Annotated in this window: 25 protein-coding genes and 1 tRNA gene; 17 read left to right on the top strand and 9 right to left on the bottom strand. The window is 67.2% G+C overall.

The annotated features are described in order from the left end of the window. Positions 1-56 precede the first annotated feature (56 nt). Genes cmk through aroA form a run of 3 tightly spaced genes read right to left on the bottom strand, consistent with a single transcriptional unit; the run spans position 57 to position 2,265 of the window. Positions 57-677, bottom strand: coding sequence for a (d)CMP kinase (gene cmk / locus RH91_RS16250; RefSeq protein ID WP_010164038.1), 621 nt, complete (start codon positions 675-677; stop codon positions 57-59). Continuing rightward, the gene (locus RH91_RS16245; protein WP_010164036.1) at positions 674-931 is read right to left on the bottom strand and encodes a CBU_0592 family membrane protein; all 258 of its coding nucleotides are present in this window, start codon (positions 929-931) and stop codon (positions 674-676) included. Before RH91_RS16245 ends, cmk begins: the two co-directional genes overlap by 4 nt. Then, positions 928-2,265, bottom strand: a complete 1,338-nt coding sequence (gene aroA / locus RH91_RS16240; protein WP_010164034.1) for a 3-phosphoshikimate 1-carboxyvinyltransferase — start codon at positions 2,263-2,265, stop codon at positions 928-930. Before aroA ends, RH91_RS16245 begins: the two co-directional genes overlap by 4 nt. Positions 2,266-2,373: 108 nt before the next feature. On the opposite strand from aroA, the gene RH91_RS16235 reads away from it, so the two are divergent. From RH91_RS16235 to RH91_RS16215, 5 genes are all read left to right on the top strand, one after another. Continuing rightward, complete coding sequence (locus RH91_RS16235; RefSeq protein ID WP_010217256.1) at positions 2,374-2,691, top strand: TIGR02300 family protein; 318 nt, start codon at positions 2,374-2,376, stop codon at positions 2,689-2,691. A 157-nt stretch (positions 2,692-2,848) separates the two neighbouring features. Continuing rightward, positions 2,849-2,924: transfer RNA gene (locus tag RH91_RS16230), tRNA-Ala, on the top strand. 147 nt (positions 2,925-3,071) lie between these two features. Beyond that, complete coding sequence (locus tag RH91_RS16225; RefSeq protein ID WP_010164031.1) at positions 3,072-4,211, top strand: Gfo/Idh/MocA family protein; 1,140 nt, start codon at positions 3,072-3,074, stop codon at positions 4,209-4,211. 3 nt (positions 4,212-4,214) lie between these two features. Continuing rightward, positions 4,215-5,261, top strand: coding sequence for a Gfo/Idh/MocA family protein (locus RH91_RS16220; RefSeq protein ID WP_010164030.1), 1,047 nt, complete (start codon positions 4,215-4,217; stop codon positions 5,259-5,261). After that, the gene (locus tag RH91_RS16215; RefSeq protein WP_010164029.1) at positions 5,258-6,481 is read left to right on the top strand and encodes a glycosyltransferase family 4 protein; all 1,224 of its coding nucleotides are present in this window, start codon (positions 5,258-5,260) and stop codon (positions 6,479-6,481) included. The genes RH91_RS16220 and RH91_RS16215 overlap by 4 nt, the downstream gene beginning before the upstream one ends. Positions 6,482-6,491: 10 nt before the next feature. On the opposite strand, the gene RH91_RS16210 is transcribed toward RH91_RS16215, so the two are convergent. Both RH91_RS16210 and RH91_RS16205 read right to left on the bottom strand, forming a co-directional pair. Beyond that, positions 6,492-7,811 carry an ABC transporter ATP-binding protein gene (locus tag RH91_RS16210; RefSeq protein WP_010164028.1) on the bottom strand — a complete coding sequence of 440 codons (1,320 nt, stop codon included), beginning with the start codon at positions 7,809-7,811 and terminating at the stop codon, positions 6,492-6,494. Positions 7,812-7,845: 34 nt separating this feature from the next. Then, positions 7,846-9,600, bottom strand: a complete 1,755-nt coding sequence (locus RH91_RS16205; RefSeq protein ID WP_010164027.1) for an ABC transporter permease — start codon at positions 9,598-9,600, stop codon at positions 7,846-7,848. Positions 9,601-10,065: 465 nt separating this feature from the next. Between RH91_RS16205 and RH91_RS16200 the strand changes: the two genes are divergently transcribed. The 7 genes from RH91_RS16200 to RH91_RS16170 all read left to right on the top strand — a co-directional run bounded on the left by RH91_RS16200 (position 10,066) and on the right by RH91_RS16170 (position 15,481). Further along, positions 10,066-11,175 (top strand): S-(hydroxymethyl)glutathione dehydrogenase/class III alcohol dehydrogenase, encoded by a 1,110-nt coding sequence (locus RH91_RS16200; RefSeq protein WP_010164026.1) that lies wholly within the window; start codon positions 10,066-10,068, stop codon positions 11,173-11,175. Then, a complete protein-coding gene (gene fghA, locus RH91_RS16195) occupies positions 11,175-12,035 on the top strand; it encodes an S-formylglutathione hydrolase (RefSeq protein WP_010164023.1) in 861 nt (286 codons plus the stop codon). The genes RH91_RS16200 and fghA overlap by 1 nt, the downstream gene beginning before the upstream one ends. A gap of 89 nt (positions 12,036-12,124) precedes the next feature. Next, positions 12,125-12,400: a hypothetical protein gene (locus RH91_RS16190; protein WP_010164022.1), complete on the top strand. Its 276-nt coding sequence runs from the start codon at positions 12,125-12,127 to the stop codon at positions 12,398-12,400. A gap of 211 nt (positions 12,401-12,611) precedes the next feature. Beyond that, a complete protein-coding gene (locus RH91_RS16185) occupies positions 12,612-13,598 on the top strand; it encodes an aldo/keto reductase (protein WP_010164021.1) in 987 nt (328 codons plus the stop codon). Next, entirely contained in the window at positions 13,595-14,413 is an 819-nt protein-coding gene (locus tag RH91_RS16180) for an SDR family NAD(P)-dependent oxidoreductase (RefSeq protein WP_010164020.1), read from the top strand. The genes RH91_RS16185 and RH91_RS16180 overlap by 4 nt, the downstream gene beginning before the upstream one ends. A 76-nt stretch (positions 14,414-14,489) precedes the next feature. Then, positions 14,490-14,831, top strand: coding sequence for a hypothetical protein (locus RH91_RS16175; RefSeq protein WP_010164019.1), 342 nt, complete (start codon positions 14,490-14,492; stop codon positions 14,829-14,831). Positions 14,832-15,094: 263 nt separating this feature from the next. Continuing rightward, positions 15,095-15,481 carry an Hpt domain-containing protein gene (locus RH91_RS16170; RefSeq protein WP_010164017.1) on the top strand — a complete coding sequence of 129 codons (387 nt, stop codon included), beginning with the start codon at positions 15,095-15,097 and terminating at the stop codon, positions 15,479-15,481. A gap of 40 nt (positions 15,482-15,521) precedes the next feature. Here RH91_RS16170 and RH91_RS16165 read toward each other — a convergent pair whose 3' ends face one another. Then, positions 15,522-17,849, bottom strand: a complete 2,328-nt coding sequence (locus tag RH91_RS16165; protein WP_010164015.1) for a hypothetical protein — start codon at positions 17,847-17,849, stop codon at positions 15,522-15,524. A gap of 83 nt (positions 17,850-17,932) precedes the next feature. On the opposite strand from RH91_RS16165, the gene RH91_RS16160 reads away from it, so the two are divergent. The 5 genes from RH91_RS16160 (at position 17,933) to RH91_RS16140 (ending at position 22,429) form a co-directional block, all read left to right on the top strand. Next, complete coding sequence (locus tag RH91_RS16160; RefSeq protein ID WP_010164014.1) at positions 17,933-18,226, top strand: hypothetical protein; 294 nt, start codon at positions 17,933-17,935, stop codon at positions 18,224-18,226. A 191-nt stretch (positions 18,227-18,417) separates the two neighbouring features. Then, a complete protein-coding gene (locus tag RH91_RS16155; RefSeq protein WP_010164013.1) occupies positions 18,418-19,578 on the top strand; it encodes a hypothetical protein in 1,161 nt (386 codons plus the stop codon). A gap of 56 nt (positions 19,579-19,634) precedes the next feature. Next, entirely contained in the window at positions 19,635-20,759 is a 1,125-nt protein-coding gene (locus RH91_RS16150; RefSeq protein ID WP_232283538.1) for a DUF2336 domain-containing protein, read from the top strand. Further along, positions 20,756-22,156, top strand: a complete 1,401-nt coding sequence (locus RH91_RS16145; RefSeq protein ID WP_010164011.1) for a sensor histidine kinase — start codon at positions 20,756-20,758, stop codon at positions 22,154-22,156. The genes RH91_RS16150 and RH91_RS16145 overlap by 4 nt, the downstream gene beginning before the upstream one ends. A gap of 84 nt (positions 22,157-22,240) precedes the next feature. Further along, positions 22,241-22,429 (top strand): hypothetical protein, encoded by a 189-nt coding sequence (locus tag RH91_RS16140; RefSeq protein ID WP_029623979.1) that lies wholly within the window; start codon positions 22,241-22,243, stop codon positions 22,427-22,429. A gap of 76 nt (positions 22,430-22,505) precedes the next feature. Here the strand turns inward: RH91_RS16140 and RH91_RS16135 are convergent, their stop codons facing one another. From RH91_RS16135 to gltX, 3 genes are read right to left on the bottom strand one after another with little or no spacing between them, the layout of a single operon-like run. Beyond that, positions 22,506-22,694, bottom strand: coding sequence for a hypothetical protein (locus RH91_RS16135; protein WP_010164009.1), 189 nt, complete (start codon positions 22,692-22,694; stop codon positions 22,506-22,508). Continuing rightward, complete coding sequence (locus tag RH91_RS16130) at positions 22,691-23,977, bottom strand: citrate synthase (protein WP_010164007.1); 1,287 nt, start codon at positions 23,975-23,977, stop codon at positions 22,691-22,693. The genes RH91_RS16135 and RH91_RS16130 overlap by 4 nt, the downstream gene beginning before the upstream one ends. 20 nt (positions 23,978-23,997) lie before the next feature. Beyond that, complete coding sequence (gltX, locus tag RH91_RS16125; protein ID WP_010164006.1) at positions 23,998-25,437, bottom strand: glutamate--tRNA ligase; 1,440 nt, start codon at positions 25,435-25,437, stop codon at positions 23,998-24,000. Between the last annotated feature and the right edge of the window lie 33 nt (positions 25,438-25,470).

The raw sequence follows: 25,470 nt of genomic DNA, 5'->3' as shown, positions 1-25,470 counted from the left end.
CCCGCCGGACCGGACGCCTTTAGCGCAAACCGCGCTTTCAGGCAAGACGACTGGTCCTAGGCGGTCCTCGCCTCGACGATGGCGATCGCGCGCTGCACCGAGGCCTCGATCGAGAGGAAACTGGTGTCGAGGAGGGCAGCATCATGCGCGGGCACGAGCGGCGCGGTTGTGCGGGTCGAATCCCGCAGGTCGCGCGCGCGAATGTCCGCCAGAACGCGGTCGAGGCTCAACGTCGATCCGCGCTCGCGCAGCTCGGCGTGGCGGCGTTTCGCGCGGATGTTGGGGGTCGCGCGGACGAACAGCTTGGCGTTCGCGTCGGGCGCGATCACCGTGCCGATATCGCGCCCGTCGAGCACCGCGCCGCCCTCCTGATAGGCGAAGCGCTTCTGCCGGTGGAAGAGGGCTGCGCGCACCAGCGGGTGCGCCGAGACGACCGAGGCGAGCGACCCGATCTCGTCGCTGCGCAGGATGAGGTCGTCGAGCAGCGAATCGTCGAAATCGCAGGCGGCGACGGCGTCCGCCTCGATGGCGGGGTCGAGTTCGAGGCTGGCGACATTGGCGGCCACCGCGCGGTACAGCAGGCCGGTGTCGAGATACGGCAGGTCGAAATGCCGTGCCAATGCACGCGCGATCGTGCCCTTGCCCGAGGCGGCGGGTCCATCGACGGCGATGATCATGCGCTGGCTCCCTGGCGTGCGACCATCATCCGCACCAGCCCGAACGCAGCGATCGCCGCCCAGGCGAGCTCCAGCGCCAGTGCGGGCAGATTGTAATTCACGGTCAGCGACAACGCGAGCAGCGACGCCCCCGCGAAGTTGAGCAGGGTCGAAAGCAGGTCGGGCGCGGCGTTGCGCAGCGTCTGATAGGCATAGCCGGTCAGGATCGTCAGCGCGCCGACGAAGCCGATCAGGTCGGCGGTCGAAGCAGTCATTGGTCTTTGGCACCCTGAAGTTGCGCGATCTGGGTAAAGAACGCGGGGTAGCTGGTGGCGACGGGCGACATGTCGTCGAGCGTCACGGGCTTGTCGCAGGCGAGCGCAGCAACCGCCAGGCTCATCGCGATCCGGTGGTCGAGCAGCGTCGCGATCGTCGCGCCGCCGGGGAGGGGGGTGCCGCCGCTGCCGTGGATGATCATCCCGTCCGCGACCTCTTCGACCCGCGCGCCGATCGCGCCGAGTGCTGCGGCCATCGCGGCGATGCGGTCCGATTCCTTGACGCGAAGTTCCTCCGCGCCGCGTGCGATCGTCGTGCCCGACGCGAAGGCGGCGGCGACGAACAGCACGGGATATTCGTCTATCATGCTGGGGGCGAGCGCGGGCGGAATCTCGATCCCCGACAGCGGCGCATAGCGGACGCGCAAGTCGGCGACCGGTTCGCCGCCGACGTCGCGCGCGTCGCATTCCTCGATGCTCGCGCCCATCATCCGCAGCGCGGTGAACAGTCCGGCGCGAGTCGGATTGAGACCGACGTTCTCGACCACGATGTCCGATCCCGGCACCAGCGTCGCGGCGACGACGAGGAACGCGGCGGACGACGGATCGCCGGGAACGACGATCTGCTGCGGCTTGAGCTCGGCCTCGCCGCGGAGCGAGATGATCTTGCCTTCGGGCGTTTGCTCGACAGTGACATCGGCCCCGAACCCGCGCAGCATTCGCTCGCTATGGTCGCGCGTCGCGACGGGTTCGATCACGCGCGTGATCCCGGGGGTGTTGAGCCCGGCGAGCAGCACCGCCGACTTGACCTGTGCGGAGGCGACGGGGAGGGTGTAGGTGATCGGGATCGCCGGGCACATGCCCCGCACCATCAACGGCAACCGTCCGCCGGGGCTGGCGGTGAATTCCGCACCCATTTGGGACAGCGGGGTGATGACCCGCCCCATCGGGCGCTTGGACAGCGACGCGTCGCCGGTGAACGTCACGGTGATCGGGTGGCTGGCGACCAGCCCCATCAGCAGCCGCGTCGAGGTGCCGCTATTGCCCATCTCGAGAGCGCCCGCGGGTTGCAGCAGCCCGCCGACCCCGACGCCGTCGATCGTCCATACGCCATCGTCGCCGCGCTCGATCGTCGCGCCCATCGCGCGCAGCGCTGCCGCAGTGGCGAGCACGTCCTCGCCCTCGAGCAGTCCCTCGACGCGGCTGGTGCCGACCGCGAGCGCGGAGAACATCAGCGCGCGGTGGCTGATCGACTTGTCGCCGGGAACGCGGACGCGTCCCGCCAGCGGGCCGGAGGGAACCAATTCGAGCGGGGTGGGGGCGGAGTGCTGCATCGGCCCTGCGCTTTGACAGTGCGCTTGCGCTATGGCAAGGCGCGCCCCACTTTGCGACGTTCGCGTTGCAAGCTCTCAAATTCAATTTTGAAGAAGGTCAAGCGGCCCATGATACAGCCGGAATGGGGCACGAAGCGTACGTGTCCGAAATGCGCCACCCGTTTCTATGATCTGGGCAAGGACGATCCCGTCACGTGCATCAATTGCGGTGCGCATTGGGAGCCCGAGCCCATCCTGAAGTCGAAGCAGCCGCTGCCGTTCGAGCAGGCCAAGCCCGAGCAGGTCAAGAAGGACGACGATCTCGCCGGCGACGACGAGGATATCGACACCGGTGAAGACGAGGAGCCCTCGCCCGACGACGAAGTCGACCTGGGTGGCGACGACGATCTCGGCGTGGAAGCGCCGGCCGTCGACGACGAGCATTGATCCGATGTCCCGGCCCGTGTGCGATCGTGCACGGGCCGGGGCGAAAAATTTGAACGATTTTCGGGCAAGCGGTCGTTCCGCGCTTGCCAACCGCGTCGGGCCTCGGTAGGGGCGACGCCTTCCCGCCGCGGACCCGCCCAGGACCGCGCACATCGATGGGGCCGTAGCTCAGCTGGGAGAGCGTTCGCATGGCATGCGAAAGGTCAGGGGTTCGATCCCCCTCGGCTCCACCATTCGATTTCCGGGTCTTGCAACGACCCGACCGATCTCCGAAACACCTTGTCCAGCCCGCCCGGCACTGCATTGCGAAGCCGGAATCGCTGCTGTAGACGCCGCGGTCATCGGCCGTCCGGTCCAATGCTAATCGAAGTTGGGATACCATGGGCACAGTGGCGATCATCGGGACCGGCTTCGTCGCCGATCTCTACGCGGCCTCGCTGCGCACCTTTCCCGACATCACCGTCGTCGCCTGTTATGACAAGGACGCCGAGCGGTTGCAGCGGTTCTGCACCTATTGGCATCTGCCCGCAGTCGACAGCCTCGATGCAGCGCTCGGCAGTGCGGCGACGCTGGTGCTCAATCTGACCAACCCGCACGCGCATTTCGAGGTTAGCCGTCTGGCGCTCGAGGCGGGCAAGCACGTCTATTCCGAAAAGCCGCTCAGCACGGACTTCGCCGATGCCGTCACGCTCCATCACCTGGCGAAGGAGCGCGGCCTGCAGATCGCCTCGGCCCCGTGCAGCCTGCTGAGCGAGGCGGCGCAGACGTTGCGGATGGCGGTCGAGCAGGGGCGGATCGGCGTGCCCAAGCTGATCTATGCCGAACTCGACGACGATTACATCTCGCAGGCACCGCTGACCAAGTGGAAGAGCGAGTCGGGAACGCCGTGGCCGGTCGAGGACGAGCTGGTCGTCGGCTGCACGCTCGAACATGCGGGCTATTATCTGACGTGGCTTATGGCGATGTTCGGGCCGGTGCGGACGACCGTTTCCGCCTCGGCCGGGCTGGCGGATGTCTCGGCGCTGACCAGTGCGCCGACCGCGCCGGATTATTCTTCTGCAACGTTGTTCTTCGAGAGCGGCGTGGTCGCGCGGCTGACGTGCAGCATCCTCGCGCCGCATGACCACCACATTCGCGTGATCGGCGATCGTGGCGTCGCGAGCGTCACCGAAGCCTGGAACAACCGCGCGCCGGTGCGGATTCGCACGCGACACGTCATCCGGCGGCGGATGATCAACAGCCCGGTCGCGCGCAAGGTGCCGCCCGCGGCGTTCACGCGGCATCCGTCGGTCAAACGGCGCGGTGCCGCCGCTATGAACTTCATGCTCGGACCGGCGGAGATGCTCGATGCGATCGCAGCTGGTCGCGAGGCGGTGCAGGCGGGCGATTTCGCGCTGCACCTGACCGAGGTCTCGCTCGCGATCCAGTCGGCGGGGGAGAACACCGGCGCGCAGCACATGACGACCAGCTTCGTCCAACCGCCCCTGACACGGTGGTCGGGCCAGCGGACCGGTCAATAAGCGATGGCCCATGATATTCGCGTCGCGGTCATCGGCACCGGCTATATCGCGCATACGATGATCGCGGCGATCGGGCATGTTTCCGGGATGCAGGTCGTCGGGGTCTGCTCCCGCACCGCCGAACGCGCGCGAATGGTTGCGGATTCGTTGGGGGTGGCGACCGCGTACGGCACGCTCGACGCCGTGCTCGCAGATCCGGCGGTGGACATGGTCTATATCGGCAACAGCACCGCGGACCATGCCGATGTCGCGATCCGCGCGCTAGAAGCGGGCAAGGCGGTGCTCGGCGAGAAGCCGTTCGCGGTCGATGTGCGAGAGGCCGAGCGGGTGGCTGCGGCGGCCCGACGGACCGGGAAGCTGTTCATGGAGGCGGTCGCTACGCCGTTCCTGCCGGCCGTTCGCGTTGCGCTCGACCAGGCAGCGTCGGGTGGCCTTGGAACGGTACGGCATCTCTCCGCCAGTTTCGGCTATCCCGCCTCGGCGACCAGCCATCCGGGCCTGTATGCCGAAGCCGGTGGCGGCGTGCTGCTCGATCGCGCGATCTATCTGGTCACGCTCGCCCGGCTTGCGCTCGGCCCGATCGAGCATAGCCGCGCAACGATCACGCGCGATGCCGCCGGGATCGATACCGAGGCGGCGCTGCTGCTGACGCATGCCGGGGGCGCGACGTCCCAGCTTGCCGCCTCGCTGACGACGTTGCTTGGCAACAGCATGACGATCTCGGGCGACCGCGGCGCGGTGACGGTGTCGGCACCGTTACTGTCGGCCGAGCAGGTCATGGCGGAAACCGCCGGCCTGCCGGAGCGCCCTGCGGCGTCGGCCGGGACTCGCAACGCGCTCAAGGAGCGCCCGTTGGTGCGGCGTCTCGCCAGTCTGGCGCGACTACGGAAAAACCGCTTCGTTCCGTTCGGGCGTAGCCCGTACGTCCCCGAACTCGAGCATTTCCGGGATCTTTACCGCGCCGGTGCACAGGAGAGCCCGGTCCTGCCGTTGCAGCTGTCGCTGGACGTGATGCGGGTATTGGACGCGGCCCGGGACGATCGTCGATGAAGCTTGCCTATCTGCTCAATTCCTATCCGATGACGAGCACGACGTTCATCCGGGGCGAGATCGAACAGCTCGAGGCGCTCGGCCAGCCGGTGAAGCGATTCGCGGTGCGGCATTGGGAAGGGCAGTTGCTCGATCCGGACGATATCGCGGAACAACATCGGACCGAATATCTGCTGACCGGGAACGTCGCTCGGCTCATCGGCGCGGCGCTGCTCGAGCCGCTGGTCAATCTTCCGGGGATGATGCGAGCGTTGCCCGTGTTTCGCCACGTGCTTGGGCAGTCGAGCGGCGGGCTGGCGAAGAACGTCAATTACCTGCTGCAGGCGATCTACCTGCGGCGGCGCGCCCGCGCGCTCGGCATCGACCATGTCCACACCCATTTCTCGACCAATGCCACGACGGTCGCGCTACTCGCGCGGCATCTGGGCGGGCCGACGTATAGCTTCACCGTCCACGGCCCCGACGAACTGGTCGAGCCAAAACAGAATGCGCTTGGCCGGAAGGTTGCGGACTCCGCCTTCACGGTCGCGATCACGCGCTATTGCCGTGGCCGTATCCTGGAAGAAGCGGCTCGGGATGCCGACAAGGTCGAGATCATCCCGTGCGGCATCGATCTGACCCGATTCACGCCGTTACGCGAACCCGGCGAGGCCGGCCGCTTCGTGTGCGTCGGGCGGCTCTGCCCGAACAAGGCGCAGACGCTGATTCCGGCCGCAGTCGCGCTGGTCCGCGAGGAATTCCCCCACGTCATGGTCGACCTGATCGGCGACGGCGAAGATCGTCCGAAAATCGAAGCCGAGATCGCGCGGCACGGCGTGCAGGACCATGTCCGCATTCTCGGCTGGGCAGATGCGGCTGGCGTGCGCAGCGCGATCGCGCGGTCCTCGGCGCTGTTGCTGCCGAGCTACGCCGAGGGGCTGCCGATCGTGTTGATGGAGTCGTTCGCGCTGGGACGCCCGGTGTTGACGACGACGATCGCGGGAATCCCCGAACTGGTCGACGGCGGATGCGGCTGGATCTTCCCGTCGGGGTCGGTCGAAGCGATCGCCGACGCGCTTCGATCGGCGCTGCGGTCCTCGCCCGAGGCGTTGATGGCGCTGGGCGCGGAAGGCCGTCGACGGATCGAGGCGCGGCACGATGCGACCAAGTCCGCGCAGGCATTGCAGCAGAATTTCCAGGCAGTGGCGCAATTGCCCGCGCCCGCCGCCCCGACCACCTGAAGCACGGCGCTTACACCGCGTCTTCCAGCGAGAAGCGATCGTCGTCCTCGTCATAGGCGAAGACCTCGGCATAGCGGCCCCAGTGCGTCACCGTGCGGAGCGTCTCGTCGGCATAGTCTGGGGACATGTGATCCTCCAGTTCATCGCGGAACCGCCGTGCGGGTGCGACATGCCCCGCGCGTTCGTCGAGGATACGGCGGATGTGCTGCGCGAGCGGCACGTGCGCGAGCAACGCGCGGGCGAACATCGCCTTGCGGTCGTCGACGTCCGCCTCGACATAGCGGCGAGCGGCGGCGGTAAGCTGGATGTCCGCGCCCTGCAGATCGGCGAAGCGGAGCAATTGAAGCGTTTCCGCCATGGGGAACAGCTCGTCGATCTCGAGCTGGAGCTGGTCCGCGAGATCGGGCAGCGCCGCGCGGCCATCGAACGGCGCAGAGTCGACTTCCTCCATCAGCCCGGCCAGCGCGTTGGTCGACACGCGGGGCAGGACCATCTGGATCCCGGAGCCGGGGAACACGCCGTCATGCGCTGGCTCGGGCGCGGGCCGCGCGGTCATGCGCGCGTAAATGTCGTCGACCAGCGCACGGAACGCCGGGTCGAGCCTGTCGCGCGGTTGCGGCAGGTCGACCGTGATCTCGGCGGCGACGCGGCCGGGGTTGGACGAGAAGACGAGGATACGGTCGCACATCAGCACCGCCTCCTCGATATTGTGCGTGACGATCAGGATCGCCTTGATCGGCATCCGCCCCTCCGCCCACAGGTCGAGCAGGTCGGTGCGCAGCGTCTCCGCGGTCAGCACGTCGAGTGCGGAGAAGGGCTCGTCCATCAGCAACAGCGACGGATTGACGACGATCGCGCGCGCGAGGCCCACGCGTTGGCGCATCCCGCCCGACAATTCCTTGGGATACGCGTTCTCAAACCCGTCGAGCCCGATCAGGTCGATCGCGGCAAGCGCGCGGGTGCGGCGTTCCTCCGCGGGCACGCGCTGCGCCTCTAGGCCGAGTTCGACGTTCTGCAGCACCGTCAGCCACGGGAACAGCGCGAAGGTCTGGAACACCATGCTGACGCTCGGGGCTTCGCCAGCTTCGTCCGGAACGAACGCGATCGCTCCCTCATCGGGCTGGATCAGCCCCGCGATCGAGCGCAGCAGGGTCGACTTGCCCGAGCCCGAGCGGCCGAGCAGCCCGACGACTTCATTCTCCACCAACGTCAGCGCGACATCGTCGAGCACGAGCAGCGCGCCGCTTGTCCCGCCCTTGCCGTAGCGATGCGTCAGATGCTCGATTTCGACGAGAGGGCGGGCGGGGGCAAGCGAGGCGAGGGTGGCCATGGTGATCGGCTCCTAGAATACGCGGGAAACGGTGTCAGGCGAGGCGCAGGCGGCGGTCGGCATAGGCGTAGAGTGGGCGCCACAGCAGCCGGTTGAAGCCGATCACGAAGACCGACATCACCGCGATGCCGAGCGTCACGCGCGGGAAATCGCCCGCGGTGGTGGCCTTGGCGATATAGCTGCCGAGCCCGTGCGCCTCGAGCCGTTCGCTCCCCCACGAGACCGCTTCGGCGACGATGCTCGCGTTCCACGATCCGCCCGAGGCGGTCAGCGCGCCGGTGACATAATACGGGAAGATCCCGGGGATGCCGAGCTGCCGCCACCATTGCCAGCGCCGCACGCCGAACATCCCCGCCGCCTCGCGCAGATCGTTGGGGATCGCGCTCGCGCCGGCGATGACGTTGAACAGGATGTACCACTGCGTGCCGAGAACCATCAGCGGCGACAGCCAGACGTCGACGTTCAGGTGCCAGTGGACGATTGCGATCACCGCGAACGGGAACAGCACGTTGGCGGGAAAGGCGGCGAGGAATTGCGCGACCGGCTGGAGCCGCTCGGCCCAGCGCGGGCGCAAGCCGATCCACACGCCGATCGGCACCCACACCAGGCTCGCCAGCGCGATCAGCACGAGGACACGCGCCATGGTGATCATCCCTAGCCCGAACGCGGTGAACGCATCCTGCCACGCCAGATGCCGCGCGACATAGCCGAGCACGAGCCACGCCGCGGCGGCGAGCGTGACCGCGACGACCGCGATCCATACCGCTTGCCCGACCGGACTGCGCGGGGTGGCGCGAACGCTGCGCTGTGCGCGCGTCGGCGCGCGGTCGAGCGCGCTCAGCAGCCGCACCAGCCCCGTCAGCGGCGCGAACAGCACCGGCAGCAGCCGCGCCTTGCGGAACACGTCATACGCCCAGCTCCCCGGCGCATCCTGCGACGCGGTCTGTTCGAAGCGGAAGCGGTCCGCCCAGGCAACGACCGGACGGAAGACGAGCTGGTCGTACAGCAGGATCACCACCGCCATCGCCGCCACCGCCCAGCCGACCGCGCGGAAATCCTGCCGGTCGATCGCGAGCGCGAGCCACGAGCCGATCCCCGGCAGCATGATCCGCGTATTGCCGACGCTGATCGCTTCCGACGCGACCACGAAGAACCAGCCGCCCGACATCGACATCATCGCGTTCCACACCAGCGACGGCGTCGCGAGGGGCAGCTCGAGCCGCAGGAACCGGCGCCACGGTGACAAAGCGAAGCCTTGCGACACCTCGGCCAGATCGCTCGGGACCGAACGCAGCGACTGGTAGAAGCTGAACGCCATGTTCCACGCCTGGCTGGTGAAGATCGCGAAGATCGCCGCGAGTTCGACGCCGAGCTGCTGCCCCGGGAACAGCCCCATGAAGAAGGTGACGGTGAAGGTCAGGAACCCGAGGATCGGCACCGATTGGAGGATGTCGAGCGCGGGGACGATGATCATCTCGGCGCGCTTGCTCTTGGCGGCGAGCGTCGCGACGACGAAGGTGAACAGAAGCGACGCGCCGAGTGCGGCGAACATGCGCAGCGTGGTGCGCAGCGCATAGCCGGGCAGGTTCCACGGGTCGAGCGCGACGGGATCGATGTTGAGCTCGGACAGCGGCTGCGCGACCCCCGCCGCGCCCTTGGCGACGAGCACCGCAAGGGCTGCCAGCAACAGGAACGCAATCGCATCGGCCCAGCTCGGCGTCGTCGCGCGCCAGTAGCGCGAGAAGGGACGGCCGATCCAGGCGGTGTTGGCCCGGGCAATCTGGGGCATTTCACGCATGGTCTCACCTCGTTCGGACGCCGTCGACGACGCCCGGGGCGAGACTGATCGTATCAGGCTCGGCCGAACGCCTCCGACGGCGCGTACATTCGACTACTGTCGCTTGGCATTTGCTGTTTCGAGTCCTGATCTACGGCCCTTCGGCCGGTCTGCGCCGATAGGGACGGGGGCGGAGGGTTGTCAAATGATACAAGGCTCGGGTTGCCTGCTTGCGCTTCTGTTTCTGTCTCTGCTTCCCCGGCGGAGGCCGGGGCCCAGGAGTGGAGGTCGCGGTAACTAAGCGCAGCACGTGAAGTGCCGATGGCCCGCTTCTGGGCCCCGGCCTTCGCCGGGGAAGGGGATAGAAAGGCAGATCGGGAAGCGCCGCAGAGGAAGGTTGCAACCCCAGCCCAACTCCGCGCTTTATGGCACGCCCCGCTCCCCTATAAGCGGCACGCCAAGACACCGGAGTATGCCATGAAGACCCGCGCCGCCGTAGCCTTCGAAGCCAAGAAGCCGCTCGAGATCGTCGAGCTCGACCTGGAAGGGCCCAAGGCGGGCGAAGTGCTGGTCGAGATCATGGCGACCGGCATCTGCCATACCGATGCCTATACGCTCGACGGGCTCGACAGCGAGGGGCTGTTCCCGAGCGTGCTGGGGCATGAGGGCGCAGGAATCGTCCGCGAAGTCGGGCCGGGCGTCACCTCGGTCAAGCCGGGCGACCATGTCATCCCGCTCTACACGCCGGAATGCCGCCAGTGTAAGTCGTGCCTCAGCGGCAAGACCAACCTGTGCACCGCGATCCGCGCGACGCAGGGGAAGGGGCTGATGCCCGACGGCACGACGCGCTTCAGCTACAAGGGCCAGCCGATCTACCATTACATGGGCTGCTCGACCTTTTCGAACTTCACCGTCCTCCCCGAAATCGCGGTCGCGAAGATCCGCGAGGACGCGCCGTTCAAGACGAGCTGCTACATCGGCTGCGGCGTGACGACGGGCGTCGGCGCGGTGGTCAACACCGCCAAGGTCGAGGTCGGCGATACGGTGATCGTGTTCGGGCTCGGCGGGATCGGGCTCAACGTGCTCCAGGGCGCACGGCTCGCGGACGCGGCGAAGATCGTCGGCGTCGACATCAACCCGGATCGCGAGGAATGGGGCCGGCGCTTCGGCATGACCGACTTCGTCAACCCCAAGGACGTCAGCGGCGACCTCGTCGCGCATCTGGTCGCGCTGACCGATGGCGGTGCGGACTATACGTTCGATTGCACCGGCAACACGACCGTGATGCGGCAGGCTTTGGAGGCATGCCATCGCGGCTGGGGCACGTCGATCGTCATCGGCGTCGCGGAAGCGGGCAAGGAAATCAGCACGCGGCCGTTCCAGCTCGTCACCGGGCGCAACTGGCGCGGGACCGCGTTTGGCGGCGCCAAGGGGCGGACCGACGTTCCGAAGATCGTCGACTGGTACATGAACGGGATGATCGAGATCGACCCGATGATCACGCACGTCCTGACGCTCGACGAGATCAACAAGGGCTTCGACCTGATGCATTCGGGCGAAAGCATCCGCAGCGTTGTGCTGTTCTGATGGCGGCGGTGAAAACCGTTTCCGCGGTCAAGGCGCATGGTGGGGTGCAGGGCGTCTACAGCCACGCCTCGACCGCAACGGGGACCGAGATGACCTTCTCGGTGTTCGTCCCTGACCATGCCGAGGGCGAAACGCTGCCGGTGCTGTGGTTCCTCTCGGGGCTGACCTGCACCCAGGCGAACGTAACCGAAAAGGGCGAATTCCGCGCGGCTTGCGCGAAGCACCGCATGATGCTCGTCGCGCCCGATACCAGTCCGCGCGGGGAGGGCGTGGCGGACGATTTGGACGGGGCGTATGACTTCGGGCTGGGCGCGGGCTTCTATATCGATGCGACCGAGGCGCCGTTCGCGGAGCATTACCGGATGTGGACTTATGTCACCGAGGAACTTCCGGCGCTGATCGGCGAGACGTTCGCGGCGGATATGACGCGGCAGGGGATCATGGGGCATTCGATGGGCGGCCACGGCGCGCTGACGATCGGGCTGACCTTCCCGGATCGTTTTGCGGGCGTGTCGGCCTTCGCGCCGATCGTCGCGCCGTCGCAGGTGCCGTGGGGGCAGAAGGCGCTCGGCGGGTATCTCGGGGATGACCGGGCTGCGTGGCGGCGGCACGATGCGGTCGCTTTGATCGAAGATGGCGCGCGGGTGCCGGCGCTGCTCGTCGATCAGGGGGAGGCGGACAATTTCATCGCAGAACAGCTTCGCCCGGAATTGCTGCGGGCGGCGTGCGAGGAGGCGGGGATCGACCTGACGTTGCGGATGCAGCCGGGGTATGACCACAGCTATTATTTCATCTCGACCTTCATGGCTGACCATGTCGCCTGGCATGCGGAGCGGCTGCGCTTTGGTTCTCTCGCGTAGGCGGGAGCCCAGGGTTCCTGAGCGGTCCGTTTGTAACTCTGGATCCCCGCCTTCGCGGGGAAACATCAAGAGGTCTAGGCGAGTAGTTCATGGCCAAGAAGCGCACGTACCTCACCGCAACGCTCCCCGATGGCTACGTCAAGACGATCGGGCCGACGACCAGCGGCTTCACGCATTACTGGCGGATCGTCGCGACGCTCGAAAACGGCAAGAGCGAGGTTTTCTGGGGGCACACCAAGTCGCTTGTCGAGGCGAAGCGCAAGACTGCGGCCGCCGGAGAGGCGTCTAAGATGCGCGGGTGGCGGGGGTTTGCGCTGGACATTGTCGAGGTTGTTGCGACTGACCGGGGCGTCGTGGAGGGGTGATACAACTTTAAGCCCCTCCCCTTCAGGGGAGGGGTTGGGGGTGGGGAAGTGCCTCGCAGAGAGTAATGCACTGCTGGACTGCCCCACCCCAACCCCTCCCCTGAAGGGGAGGGGCTACGAAAGGCCCCAACACATCCTGCAACCCTTTGCTGGGCGGAACATTGGACGGTCGACGGCGTGGGCGCTTGATGCCCAGCCAAGGAGATCGCTGATGGAAATGCGCAAACTCGGATCACAAGGCCTGGAAGTGTCCGCGCTCGGGCTCGGCTGCATGGGCATGTCGGACTTTTACGGCGCGCAGGATGACGTCGAATCCGCCGCGACGATCAACCGCGCGATCGACCTTGGGGTCGATTTCCTCGACACCGCCGACATGTACGGCGTCGGGCGTAACGAGGAACTCATCGGTCGGGTCGTCCGCGACCGGCGCGAATGGATCAAGGTCGCGACCAAGTTCGGCAACGTGCGCGGTGCGGACGGCAGCTTCCAGGGGATCAACGGCCGCCCGGAATACGTCCGCCAGGCGTGCGATGCGAGCCTGAAGCGCACCGGGCTTGACCTGTTCGACCTGTATTACCAGCATCGTGTCGACCCCGACGTGCCGATCGAGGAGACCGTCGGCGCAATGGCCGACCTGGTGAAGGAAGGGAAGGTCAAGTATCTCGGCCTGTCGGAAGCCGCGCCCGAGACGATCCGCCGCGCGCATGCGGTCCACCCGATCAGCGCGCTCCAGACCGAATATTCGCTGTGGACGCGTGATCCCGAAGAAACCTTGCTGCCGACGGTGCGCGAACTCGGGATCGGGTTCGTTCCCTATTCGCCGCTTGGACGCGGTTTCCTGACCGGCCAGTTCAAGACCCCGGACGACCTCCCCGAGGGCGATACGCGCCGCAATCACCCGCGCTTCCACGGCGAGGCGTTCGCCAAGAACCTCGCGTTGGCAGATGCGATTGCCGACATGGCGCGCGACAAGGGCTGCACGCCGGCGCAGCTGGCGCTCGCCTGGGTCCTCGCGCAGGGCGACGATATCGTGCCGATTCCCGGCACCAAGCGGCGGACGTATCTCGAGCAGAATCTGGATGCGCTCGACGTCGAGCTGAGCGCGGACGATCTGGCGCGGATCGATGCGATCCTCCCGCCCGGCGCGGCGACGGGAACGCGCTACGCCGCGCCGCAGATGGCGGCACTCAACCTGTGAGCGCGCTTTCTGCAAGCAATCTCGCGGTCATCACGGGCGGGGCGAGCGGCATCGGGCTTGCGGCGGCGAAAGCGTTCGCAGGGCTTGGCCTCCGCGTCGTGATCGTCGATCGGCCGGGTGCCGCTCTGGACGAAGCGGCGGCCGCGATCGACGGCGCGGTCGCGATGGCGACCGACGTCGCCGATCGGGCGGCGATGACCACGCTCGCCGACACGATCGCGGAGCGGCATGGCGCGGTATCGGTCCTGATGAACAACGCCGGGGTCGGCGCCGGTGGCGACGTGCTCGCGGATCCGGCGGCGTGGGAGCAGGTGCTCGGCGTCAACCTGATGGGCGTCGTCCATGGGGTGCAGAGCTTCGTCCCCGCGATGATCGCGCACGGCCAGCCCGGGCTCGTCATCAATACCGGGTCGAAGCAGGGAATCACCCAGCCGCCCGGAAACACCGCGTACAACGTCAGCAAGGCAGGCGTGAAAGCGCTGACCGAGGGACTCGCCCATACGTTGCGGCAGGAAAGCGGCGACCGTATCACCGCGCACCTGCTGATCCCTGGCTACACCTTCACCGGCATGACCGCGCGTGGCGCAACCGAGCAGCCGGCGGGTGCATGGTCGGCCGATCAGGTCGTCGCCTTCATGCTCGACGGGATTGCGGCGGGAGATTTCTATCTGCTGTGCCCCGATAACGAGACGACGCCCGAGCAGGATCGCAAGCGCATGCTGTGGGCGGCGGGGGATCTGGTGGAAAACCGTCCGGCACTGTCCCGCTGGCATCCGGCGTGGCGCGAGCGGTTTGACCGATACATGGCGGATTAAGCGAGCAGCGTCCAAATGAACTTTTGGAAGGCTGGACAGTTATCCGGCCACAGGTTTTGAGACAGAGGAAAAGCTCATGAAGAAGTTTTTGATGGCAGTGATGGTAGCAGCAGTGGCGCTCCCCGGTCCGGTTCTCGCAGCGCAGGATCGTGACCGCGACGGTTACCGTGATGGCTATCGGGACCGCGATTATCGTGATCGCAACTACCGTGGCCGTGACTCGCGCCGGTATCAGGACTGCAAGCGCAGCAGCGGCACGACCGGAACGATCGCGGGTGGTGCCGGTGGCGCGGTCCTCGGCAACGTGCTTGGCGGCGGTACGCTCGGGACGGTCGCAGGCGGTGTCGGCGGTGCGCTGCTCGGGCGTCACCTCGACAAGAAGCATGACGCTGCGCAGAACCGCAAGAACGGTTGCTGACCGGAAAACCGCGCTGGCGTAAGCCAGTTCGGGACCGAATAATGGCCCCGCTCCCGATCCTCGGGGGCGGGGCCCTCGCGTTTCTGGCGATCCTCTCTCGTGAGATTATTCGTGGCAGTTCAACGGGAAACAGGCGCGAGCGTCAATAATCTGCACCGGCGTCAACGCCTCGTTTACGGTATCTCGCTACATCGAACGCATGACCTACACGTCCGCGGTGGACGTGTCCGGGGGAGACGACGGTGTCACTCGACGACAGAGACTTGATCGACTGGGTCGCCTTCGCGAAGGCGCGAAGCGAGCTTGGTACCGGATTTGTCCGCATCCTCGGGTATTTCCGGGAGGACGGCGTCAAGTCGGTCGCCGCGATCGAGGCCGCGATGCGCGCCCAGAATGCCGCGGCGTTGGTGATTCCAGCGCACACGTTGAAAGGCGAGGCGCGTCAGTTCGGTGCCGAGCCGCTCGGGGCGCTGGCCGAAAAGATCGAAGTCGTCGCCCGCGATTGCGTCGAAAGCCGCGATACGCCGGACGAAGCCATCGCGGAAGTCGCCGCGTTGCGGGGGTTGTTCCAGCGGACGCTGACGATCCTCGAGGCTGAAGGCAATCCCGTGGTCCAGCGCCGTCAGGGCTTCGGCCGTCGGATCGGCTGACCAAGTCCGCCGGTCTTGGATCAAGCGGACGTGTCCGCGTTCAGGTCCGCAGGCGCTCGATCGCCTGCGCCAGCGCGACGTAGAGCTTCCCCATATCCGACGACAACAGGGTGACGCCGAGCGGCGACCCGTCGCGGCCCGACAGGATGGCGCGCAACATCGATTCGAAGTCGTGAATGTAGCGGTTCACATGCTCGCGGAACCCGTCATCTTCGTCATAGAGATGGACGATCTCGCGCGCTTCGGTCGAATCGAGCAGCCGGACCGCGCGCCGGGTGAAGACACCGCGATCGCCCTTGAGATAGGCGGACCAGGCGCTGTCGGAGACATCCGCCGCAAAGGTCTTGGCGATGTCGATCGATGCCGAGTTGAGCGCCTCGATCAGCAACGACACACGGCGTGCCATCGAATTCTGGTCAGCTGCCTCGCGCTCGAGCCGGTCGTCCTCGAACCGCGTCTCGAGGATCGCGGACGCATCGGACAGGGCCGCGACCCGATGTTCCAGCCGCTCCGACGCGCGCGCGGCCGTATCGGCAGCGGCGTCGGCGGCGTCGGCGATGGCGGCGAGCTGTTGCTGCACCGCGCGCGTGGCGGCGCGTTCGACCGCGGCGGCGCTATGCTGCTCAAACGCCAGCGCCGCGTCGGGGATGACGCTCGCCAGCGTTTCGCGCGCGCGATCGGCGGCGGCGCTCGCGGTATCGCGGACGCGGAGCAGCGCTTCGACCAGCCGCGGTGCGGCTTCGTCGGCAAAGCGGTTGGTCTGCCCGATCGTGTCGTCGACCATCTGCCCCAGCGCATCCGCCTTGAGCTTGCCGTCGCTGAGCGTGTCGATCAGCGTGCCGGCGAGCTTGTCGACCGTGTCGCGCTGATTGGCGACGACATGCGCGATCGCCTCGATCGCATCGTGCGTACTTTCCGCGGCGGTGACCAGCGCGAGCAGTTCGGGCTTGGTCGCACCGACGTGGCGGCGCGTATCGGCGACCTTGGTGTCGAGCCGTGTGAGCGCATCGGGCAGCGTCTCGTCGATCTCACGCGCGGCGGCGTCGAGCGCGAGCAGCAGTCGCTCGGTCGTCTCGATCGCGGTGGTGGCAACGGTATCGCCGAGCCGCAAGGCTTCGGTCATCGCGTGCGCCGAGCCGCCGAGCGCGCCGATCGATGCGGCCAACGCCTGGCTGCGATCGATGCCTTGTGCGTGCAGCGCATCGAACCGACCGGAGACGTGCGCGATGCCGTGGTCGAGCTCGGCAAAGATTTCGCCACCCGTGCCGCGCTGGGCATCGAGCCGCGCGGCAACGTGTTCGATCAGCGATTCGATCTCGTGGATCCGCGATGCGAGGCCATCGGCGCTGTCATGCGCGACGCGCTCGAGCGCGGCCTGGTTCGTGCCGAGCATCGCGAGCAGCGCATCGCCCTGCGCCGCGATGCCGCGGCGGGATTCGTCGATCGCGTCGGCGGTGCGGTTGAGGAGCCCGTCGACCGCAAGCGACATGTCGCCCGTCACCTGTTCGAGCCGCGCGCCGGCGGTTTCGCTGGTCGCTTCCATCCGCGTGATGTGCGCAGCGAGCTTCTGCGCAGCGCCATTGGCGACCGCGTCGGCTTCACGACCGCGTTCGGCGAGCGCGGACAATTGCGCATCGAGCGCTGCGGCATGTTCGCTCGCGGTGATCCCGGTCGCCTTGAGCACCTGCGCGAGCGCATCGGTTTCGCCATGCGCGCGCGGTAGCAGCGCGAGCAGGACGTCGAGCCGGGTCTGCGCATTTTCGGCAGCCTTGGCGAGCGTTGTCGCGTGCGAATCCGCCGAGGCAATATGGTCGCGCAGGCCGTTGCCGACCCCTGCGAGCCGCGCCACCGCGGTATCGCCGAGCGTGCCGAGCCATTCGGTCTGCTCGGTCAGCTGGATCCGGTGATCGTCGATCCGCGTCGAGAGCCGGTTGACCGTGCGTTCGAGATTGGCGGCCTCGGCGCGCATCGCCTGTGCGGTCCGTCCAAAGCGGCGTGCTTCGGCGGTGCTGGTGCGCAGCGCGAGCAGCAAGAGAATGCCGACGAGCGTAGGCGGCACACAGAGTGCGCCAAGGAAAAGTACGACTTCGATGGGCCTGGCGTCGAGCAGGCTCGACCAGCACAGCGCCGTCATCACACCGATCCAGCCCAGCGACAGCACCACGCCGACCACGATGAGCCATGGGAAAGGCCGGCGCGGCACTTCCTCGTCGGTAAAGTCGTCGGGGTGGGAGAGAGTCTGCATGGGCATGGTTTCCGCATCGGACGACAGGGCTTGCGGATCGGGCAGCAGATCCCCGCGCGGCGCGTCGCCGGGTTTCGGGCGACCATTGGGCCGAAGATCGATGATGCGAGAACCCCCGTTCATCAGGTTCGTTTATCACGAAAAGCCCGGAGGCAAAGCGAATAGCGAAACTTTGCCTTAAGTCCTTGCCCGGTAGAGGGTGCGATATGGTGTATGAACCCGGTGCAATCGATGCGGCGCTCGCGGCTGCGGTAGGCGACGAGCCCATGCTGATCGCGGAATTGCGCGTAGCCTTCCTGGAAAGCGTGCGGCGCGGGCTGCATGGGTTGGAGAGTGCCTCCGGCGAAGCGGAATGGGAGAAGGCCGCATGGCGGTTGCGCGGGCTGGCGGCCAGTTTCGGCGCGGTCCGCCTGATGGCGATCGCGACCGAAGCGGCGGAAAGCGACGCCCACGATCCCGCGTTGATGCGACGGTTGCGGCGCGCGGTCGACCGGCTCTGATCGTGGGCGAAAGCTTTGGGGTGGTCGCGGCGCAGGCTCGCGCTCCGTTACCACGGGCCAGGCCCCGGACGACGCTGGTCGGAAAGGATCGCGCAAAACCGGCGTGATCGCGGAGTGCCTCGAAGACGGGCGTCGGCCCTCCGTATTACACCCCTTTGCCAAGCACCGCCGAACCCCGTAACAGCCCGGCCATGCTGGCAGGACTGATTTTCGCGACCGACGACGCCGACGACCGTCCGGGGACGCTGGCGGCGACGCTGCCGTTCGGCGGCTTGACGCTGGTCGAGTTCCAGGCGCGGCTGCTCGCGGCCGCCGGCGCGACACAGATCATTCTGGTCGTCGCGCGGATGACGCCCGAGCTGCTTGGCGTGATCGGCCGGATCGGCAAGCGCGGCGGGTCGGTCGATGCGGTCCGCAGCGCGCAGGATGCGGTCGCCAAGCTCCATCCGCTCGCGCGCGTGATGATCGTCGCGGATGGCGTCGTGACGAGCGGCGACATCGTCCAGAGCCTCGCCGCCGCGCCGCACGATACGATCGTCGTCTGCGATCCCGACGACCAGCGCTACGAACGGGTCGGGTCGAAGGCGGCATGGGCCGGGCTGGCCCTGCTGGAATGCAAGCGCGTCGCGGAAGTCGCGGCGATGCCCCGTGACTATGATTTTCAATCGACCTTGCTGCGGGTTGCGGCACAGGCCGGGGCGGAACAGGTCCGGCTCGACCCGCGCGACGCGCCCAAGCACGCGATCGAACGCAGCGCCGACGCGCTGACGCGGCGCGGGACGAGCACGGTCGCGGCGTTGGTCGCCAAGCCCGTCCGCTGGGCAGAGCGCTTCCTGCTTGCACCGGTGGTTCGGTTCGCCCTGCCGCCGCTGATGGCACGCCTCGTGTCGACGCTCGCGCCGCTGGCGGTCGCCGGACTCCTCGCGGCCGTTGCCCTGGCGACGATCCTCGCGAAGCATCCGGTCATCGGGATCGGCGTTGCCGGGCTTGCGATCGTCTCGGCGAGCGTTGCTGCCGCGCTGGCCTGGGTCCGCGAGGAGACGCGGCTTGCGGAGGTTGCGGGGCATGCCCGGTCCGGGTTTGTCGCGCTGGCCGTCCTTGCGATCGGCGTCCGCGCCGATCCGGTTGCGGGGGGCGCGCTCGCGGGGGCGCTAGTCGTCGCAGGCGCGCTGCTGGAGCGCGCCGCGCTGCCGGCGCTGCTGCGCCGCTGGTGGGCGAGCCCGGTCTCCTACCTGGTGATTCTGCTGCCGTTCGTCCTCGTGGGCTGGCCGTTGATCGGGCTCGCGGCGGCTGCACTGTACGCTGCTGGGACACTTGGGGCAGCGATCGAGGCTTTTCGGCAAAAGCCGTAGTCCCGCTTCAGCGACAAAGTCCCTAAGCCCAGCCAATGCCGATCAACGATCGTGAGATGGAGGACAGGGCCCAGGGGGGGATGACGGCGTTGCTCGCTCGGGCGACGAGCGCAGACGTGCGGGCGGACGAGGCGTTGCAGGTCGCGATCGACGATGTGTTCTTGCCCGATGCCGCGCGGCTCGACGACCGGACCCGCCTCGGGGTCACGCTCTTGCTCGACGATCTGGCGAACGGGATCGCGGCGACGGTGCGACGGCATGCCGCGCGGCTGCTAACCGCGCGCGACGAAAGCGCGCTCGCCGAACGGCTAGCCGTGTCGGGCGGTGGCGAAACCGGCAGAGCGCTCGCTTCAGCCGGCTTGCTCCGCGACGCGCAGCTGATGCGCGAGATCGTCGGACGCGTGCGGCAGGATGTGATCGCCGAAGCGTTGCCAGCGATGGCGCGGGAAGATCCTGATGCGTCCAGTCTGCTCCCCCGTCTGCTGTACCATGCCGATCCGGTCGTGGGCAAAAGTGCGGCGGCGTTGCTCGGCGCGGAAAGTCGACGCCGCATCGGCGGCCCGGTCGGAGCCCCCCTCGCGAGCGACCTTCCCGTCGAGGTGCATCGCCGGCTTGTCTGGATGAGCGCAGCCGCAGTGCGGGACCAGTTTGCGAAGGCGGCCGGTGCGGCGCTGCCGGCACTCGATCGCGCGCTTGCGGAAGCGGCGATGCGCAGCATTGCGACGCACGACGAAGGGGAGCGTCTGGAAGCGGTGGCCTTGCGTCTTGCCGCAGCGCTTGATCCCAGTCCGGGCGAACGCGCCACGTTGCTGGTCGAGGCGCTGTTCGACCGCCGCCTCGCGTTGTTCATCGCGGTCATCGCGCAAGGGCTCGGGCTGGAACACGCGGATACGCGCGATATCGTGCTCGATCCGAACGGCGAGCGGCTGTGGCTGCTGTTGCGCGCGCTCGATCTCGATCGCGCCACGATCGCGCGGATTGGTTTCTCGCTGGGAGAGGCTGACCCGCGGCGCGATCTCGATGGTTTCGCCGAAATGCTCGACACGATCGTCGCGATCGATCCGCTTGCCGCACGGCAGGCGTTGGCGCCGCTGCTGCTGCACCGCGACTATCGCGCGGCCCTGACCGCGTTTGCCCGCAGCCAGCAGCGTTCGGCGCTGACGTGGGACTGGACGGCATGATGGCGGACGCGGCGGCGCTGCTGCCCGCGCGCGCAACGCTCGATCGGGAGGGCCGGCTGGTCGCGGCCGACCCACGGTTGCTGGACCTGAACAATCGCGCGGGTGGCACGATCGGACAAATGCTCGCAGTCCCGCAACTCGGGACGATCGCGCGGTTGGCGAAGCGGTTGGGGATCGGGGTTTCGCGCAACGTCGTGGTCGCCGACGGCGGGGACGATCTCGACCTCTGGGTTCGCGCCGAGCCGACCTTGGTGAACCCCGGGGCCGACGGCGTCGCGCTGACCGTCAGCGGCTGGCGGCAACGGCCGTCGTGGCAGCCCGCGGGAACGGCGGAGGGCACCGCGGGGGACTTCCTGCGCAGCGCAGCGGACTGGATGTGGGAGACCGATTCGACGCTGGCGCTGACTTTTCTGGCAGCGTCCGACAGTATGCCGGGCGCGGTGGACACCGCGTTGCTCGGCCTGCCGCTGACCCGGATGTTCCTGCTGGGCGAGGATGATGCCGGCACCTTCCCGATCCTGACCGGCCTAGCGCAGCGGCGTCCCTTCGAGGATCAACGGGCGACGCTGCGCGCCACCGGGCAGCCGGTCCTGTTGTCCGCCGCGCCACGGATCGATTCGGCGGGAGCGTTCGTCGGCTTCATTGGTGCGGCGCACGCGATCGGGTCATCGGCACTGGGTGCTGCCAAACCGACCGAGCCGCCAACCCCCGATCTCGATGCGGTCGCGACCGCCTTTGCGGCGAGGCTCGACCAGACCTTGCGCGCCCCGCTCGACCGGATCATCGCCAACGCCGACAGCATCCACGCCCAGTCAGACGGACCGCTCAAACAGGACTATGCAGAGTATGCTGCCGACATCGCGAGCGCAGGGCGGCACCTGATGGGCCTGGTCGACGATCTGGTCGACCTGCAGGCGATCGAACGGCCCGACTTTTTTGTGGCGCGCGAGCCGATCGACCTCACCGACGTGGCGCGGCGCGCGGCAGGGCTGCTCCAGATCCGTGCGACCGTCGCGCGGGTCAGGATCGACAAGCCTGCATTCGGTGAAATCCTGCCGGCGACTGGCGAATTCAGGCGCGCATTACAGGTTCTGGTCAACCTGATCGCCAATGCGGTGCGCTATTCCCCGATCGACGGGATGGTATGGATCCGCGCCGAGCGCGCGGGGCAGTTTGCCGCGATCATCGTCGCCGATCAGGGCAAGGGAATCGCGCTTGCCGATCAGACGCGAATTTTCGGGAAGTTCGAGCGAGTCGACCAGAATGAGGCGGGCGGTTCGGGGCTAGGCCTCTACATCGCGCGACGGCTCGCGCGCGCAATGGGTGGGGACGTTACCGTCGACAGCGCGCCGGGGCAGGGCGCGCGCTTCATCTTCTCGCTCCCGCTGCGCGGATGACGACGGGATGACATAAACGACAATTGACGAGCGCCACGCTTCGCGTACCTTTCCCGTGCCCACGTATGGGCGGGGAGAGTTTGTATGCGTAAGCTTATCGTCGCGGCGTCGCTGCTCGCGTTTGCCGTTGGAACCGCGCCAGCCATGGCCGCGCCGTGCAAGGACGCCAAGGGGCGTTTCATGAAATGCCCGACAGTGGCTCCGAAGGCCACCAAATGCCGGTTGAACGGCAAATTCGCCAAATGCGGAACGCCGGGCGCAAAGCCCGCCTGAAGGTCTTGAACCGTCGTCACTCCGGTACGAGACCGGAGTGACGACGGGCCAATCGAAAACAGACCGCAGGGGCAGTTCAGCGCCGCCGCGACCACCAGATCGCGGCAACGCCAACCAGCGCCAGAACCGCGCCGTAGACTGCCCATTGCGTCTGCGCGATCATGAAGCTCGACGCCGGCCAATGCACCAGCCCGAGCCCCTGGCCGATCCACAGCAGCCCCATCAGCGTGGCGAGCACGCCGACGAGGGCCACCAGGGTTTTCACGAACGCGCGTCCAGCGAGACGTAGTCGCGCTGCGTCGGACCAGTGTAGAGCTGGCGCGGACGGCCGATCTTCTGCTCCGGATCCGCGATCATCTCATTCCACTGCGCGACCCAGCCGACGGTCCGCGCGAGCGCGAACAGCGCGGTGAACATGGTGGTCGGGAAGCCGATCGCCGAGAGGATGACGCCCGAGTAGAAGTCGACGTTCGGAAACAGCTTCTTCTCGATGAAATAGGGATCGTTGAGCGCCATTTCCTCGAGCTTGAGCGCGACGTCGAAGACCGGGTCGGTCACGCCCAGCTCGCCGAGCACTTCGCGCACGGTCTGCTGCATCACGGTCGCGCGCGGATCGTAGTTCTTGTACACGCGGTGGCCGAAGCCCATCAGGCGGAACGGATCGTTCTTGTCCTTGGCGCGCGCGATATACTCGGGGATGCGGTCGACCGTGCCGATCTCGCGCAGCATGTTGAGCGCGGCTTCATTGGCGCCGCCATGCGCAGGGCCCCACAGGCAGGCGATGCCCGCTGCGATGCACGCGAACGGGTTCGCGCCCGACGAACCCGCGAGACGGACGGTCGAGGTCGAGGCGTTCTGCTCGTGGTCGGCATGGAGGATGAAGATCCGGTCCATCGCCTTCTCGACCACCGGGTTCACGACATATTCTTCCGCGGGGACGCCGAACGTCATCTGAAGGAAGTTGCCGGTGTAGCTCAGGTTGTTCTTGGGATGCATGAACGGCTGGCCGATGGAATATTTATACGCCATCGCAGCGATCGTAGGCATCTTCGCGATGAGGCGATGGCTCGCGATCATGCGCTGCTGCGGATCCGTGATGTCCGCCGAATCCTGGTAGAACGCCGACAGCGCACCGACGACGCCGCACATGATCGCCATCGGATGCGCGTCGCGACGGAAGCCGCGATAGAAGGTCGCGAGCTGCTCATGGAGCATCGTGTGGCGGCTGATCGTGTAGGTGAACTTTTCGAGCTCGGGCTTGGTCGGAAGCTCGCCGTTGAGCAGCAGGTGGCAGACCTCCATGAAGCTCGACTGTTCGGCGAGCTGGCCGATCGGATAGCCACGATGGAGCAGGACGCCCTCGTCGCCGTCAATGTAGGTGATCGCGGAATCGCACGACGCGGTCGAGGTGAAGCCCGGGTCGTAGGTGAACATACCCGTCTGCGCGTACAGCTTTCGGATATCGAGTACGTCGGGGCCGACGCTGCCGTGCATGACCTTCACATCGAGGTCCTTGCCAGCGGCGCTCAGCTTGGCGGTGTCGGTCATGGATAGTCCTTTCGTGACTTTTACGCGGTCATCTGGTCTGCGATGCGACCCAGGCTCTCGTCGCGCCCGAGCAGGTCGAGCACGTCGAAAATCCCGGGCGAGGTCTTGCGCCCGGTCAGCGCCGCGCGCAGCGGTTGCGCGACTTGCCCGAGCTTGACCCCTGCGTCTTCGGCGACCTGCCGTACCGCAGCTTCGAGGCTCTCCGTATCCCAGCGTTCGACCGCGTCAAGCGCTGCGTGAAGCCGGGCGAGAAGCGATCGCGCATCGTCGGACAGCAGCGCGGTGGCGTCGCGGTCCATCTCGAGCGGGCGCTGGCGGAACAGGAAGGCGGCCCCGTTGGTAAGATCGAGCAGATCCGCCGCCCGCGGTTTGAGCGAGGCCATGCTTCGGCCAAGAACCTCGCGTTGCTGGTCCGTGGGCGTGAAATCAAGCCGGTCGGCGACCAGCGCGGCGAGCCGTGCATCGTCTGCGACGCGAATGTACTGACCGTTCAGATTCTCGAGCTTCTTGAAATCGAATCGCGACGGGGACTTGCCCACGCCGGCGAGATCGAACCATTCGACTGCCTGGCTCCGGCTGATGATCTCGTCGTCACCATGTCCCCAGCCCAGCCGGAGCAAGTAATTGTCGAGCGCTTCGGGCAGCATCCCGAGCTCGTCGCGATAATATTCGACCCCGACGGCCCCATGCCGCTTCGACAGCTTCGCGCCATCCGAACCGTGGATCAGCGGGATGTGTGCATAAACGGGATCGGGCCAGCCCGCTTCGCCGGATTCTTTGGCGATCGCATCCATCGCGCGGATGATCGGCAACTGGCGGAATGCGTTGTTGAGATGGTCATCCCCGCGAATCACGTGGGTCACCCCCATGTCGTGATCGTCCACAACCACTGCGAGCATATAGGTGGGCGTGCCATCCGAGCGCAGGAGGACGAGATCGTCGAGTTCGGCATTCTGGACCGTCACCGACCCCTGGACACGGTCGTCGATCGTGACGGCACCCTCGGTCGGTGCCTTGAGGCGGACGACGAACGGGCGCGTATCGTCCGTATCGGTGCGGTCGCGCCACGGGCTGCGGACGCGGAGCGGCTTCTTCGCTGCCTCCGCCTCGGCGCGCATCGCGGCAAGCTCCTCGGTGGTGAGGTAGCAGCGATAGGCGTGGCCGTGCTCGACCATTCGGTGCGCGACCTCGGCGTGGCGATCCGCGCGCGCGGACTGATAGACTTCGTCGCCATCCCAATCGAGCCCGAGCCAACGCAGCGAGGTGAGGATCGCGTCGATCGCGGGCTGGGTCGAGCGCGCCCGATCGGTATCCTCGATCCGCAGCAGGAAGCGCCCGCCGTGATGGCGCGCGTACAGCCAGTTGAACAACGCGGTGCGCGCGCCGCCGATGTGGAGGAATCCGGTCGGCGAGGGCGCGAAACGAGTCACGACCTGCGCGCCGGAGGCGGCGTCCCGCATGCCCTCGGGGGCTGCGGTGGTATCACTGATTGC

The sequence above is a fragment of the Sphingomonas sp. PAMC 26617 genome (assembly GCF_000242835.1).
Lineage (GTDB): Bacteria > Pseudomonadota > Alphaproteobacteria > Sphingomonadales > Sphingomonadaceae > Sphingomonas.
Note: the sequence above shows the minus strand (reverse complement) of the source record. Positions and strands in the feature narration are given on the sequence as shown.

Bases quoted from the DNA above. Each gene is read 5' to 3' on its own strand.
- RH91_RS16155 (WP_010164013.1), top strand. From the start codon at position 18,418: ATGCTGGCAGGACTGATTTTCGCGACCGACGACGCCGACGACCGTCCG.
- RH91_RS16225 (WP_010164031.1), top strand. From the start codon at position 3,072: ATGGGCACAGTGGCGATCATCGGGACCGGCTTCGTCGCCGATCTCTAC.
- RH91_RS16210 (WP_010164028.1), bottom strand. From the start codon at position 7,811: ATGGCCACCCTCGCCTCGCTTGCCCCCGCCCGCCCTCTCGTCGAAATC.
- RH91_RS16175 (WP_010164019.1), top strand. From the start codon at position 14,490: ATGAAGAAGTTTTTGATGGCAGTGATGGTAGCAGCAGTGGCGCTCCCC.
- cmk (WP_010164038.1), bottom strand. From the start codon at position 677: ATGATCATCGCCGTCGATGGACCCGCCGCCTCGGGCAAGGGCACGATC.
- RH91_RS16190 (WP_010164022.1), top strand. From the start codon at position 12,125: ATGGCCAAGAAGCGCACGTACCTCACCGCAACGCTCCCCGATGGCTAC.
- RH91_RS16200 (WP_010164026.1), top strand. From the start codon at position 10,066: ATGAAGACCCGCGCCGCCGTAGCCTTCGAAGCCAAGAAGCCGCTCGAG.
- aroA (WP_010164034.1), bottom strand. From the start codon at position 2,265: ATGCAGCACTCCGCCCCCACCCCGCTCGAATTGGTTCCCTCCGGCCCG.
- gltX (WP_010164006.1), bottom strand. From the start codon at position 25,437: ATGCGGGACGCCGCCTCCGGCGCGCAGGTCGTGACTCGTTTCGCGCCC.
- RH91_RS16145 (WP_010164011.1), top strand. From the start codon at position 20,756: ATGATGGCGGACGCGGCGGCGCTGCTGCCCGCGCGCGCAACGCTCGAT.
- RH91_RS16235 (WP_010217256.1), top strand. From the start codon at position 2,374: ATGATACAGCCGGAATGGGGCACGAAGCGTACGTGTCCGAAATGCGCC.
- RH91_RS16165 (WP_010164015.1), bottom strand. From the start codon at position 17,849: ATGAACGGGGGTTCTCGCATCATCGATCTTCGGCCCAATGGTCGCCCG.
- fghA (WP_010164023.1), top strand. From the start codon at position 11,175: ATGGCGGCGGTGAAAACCGTTTCCGCGGTCAAGGCGCATGGTGGGGTG.
- RH91_RS16150 (WP_232283538.1), top strand. From the start codon at position 19,635: ATGGAGGACAGGGCCCAGGGGGGGATGACGGCGTTGCTCGCTCGGGCG.
- RH91_RS16245 (WP_010164036.1), bottom strand. From the start codon at position 931: ATGACTGCTTCGACCGCCGACCTGATCGGCTTCGTCGGCGCGCTGACG.
- RH91_RS16160 (WP_010164014.1), top strand. From the start codon at position 17,933: ATGGTGTATGAACCCGGTGCAATCGATGCGGCGCTCGCGGCTGCGGTA.
- RH91_RS16140 (WP_029623979.1), top strand. From the start codon at position 22,241: ATGCGTAAGCTTATCGTCGCGGCGTCGCTGCTCGCGTTTGCCGTTGGA.
- RH91_RS16215 (WP_010164029.1), top strand. From the start codon at position 5,258: ATGAAGCTTGCCTATCTGCTCAATTCCTATCCGATGACGAGCACGACG.
- RH91_RS16205 (WP_010164027.1), bottom strand. From the start codon at position 9,600: ATGCCCCAGATTGCCCGGGCCAACACCGCCTGGATCGGCCGTCCCTTC.
- RH91_RS16220 (WP_010164030.1), top strand. From the start codon at position 4,215: ATGGCCCATGATATTCGCGTCGCGGTCATCGGCACCGGCTATATCGCG.
- RH91_RS16185 (WP_010164021.1), top strand. From the start codon at position 12,612: ATGGAAATGCGCAAACTCGGATCACAAGGCCTGGAAGTGTCCGCGCTC.
- RH91_RS16130 (WP_010164007.1), bottom strand. From the start codon at position 23,977: ATGACCGACACCGCCAAGCTGAGCGCCGCTGGCAAGGACCTCGATGTG.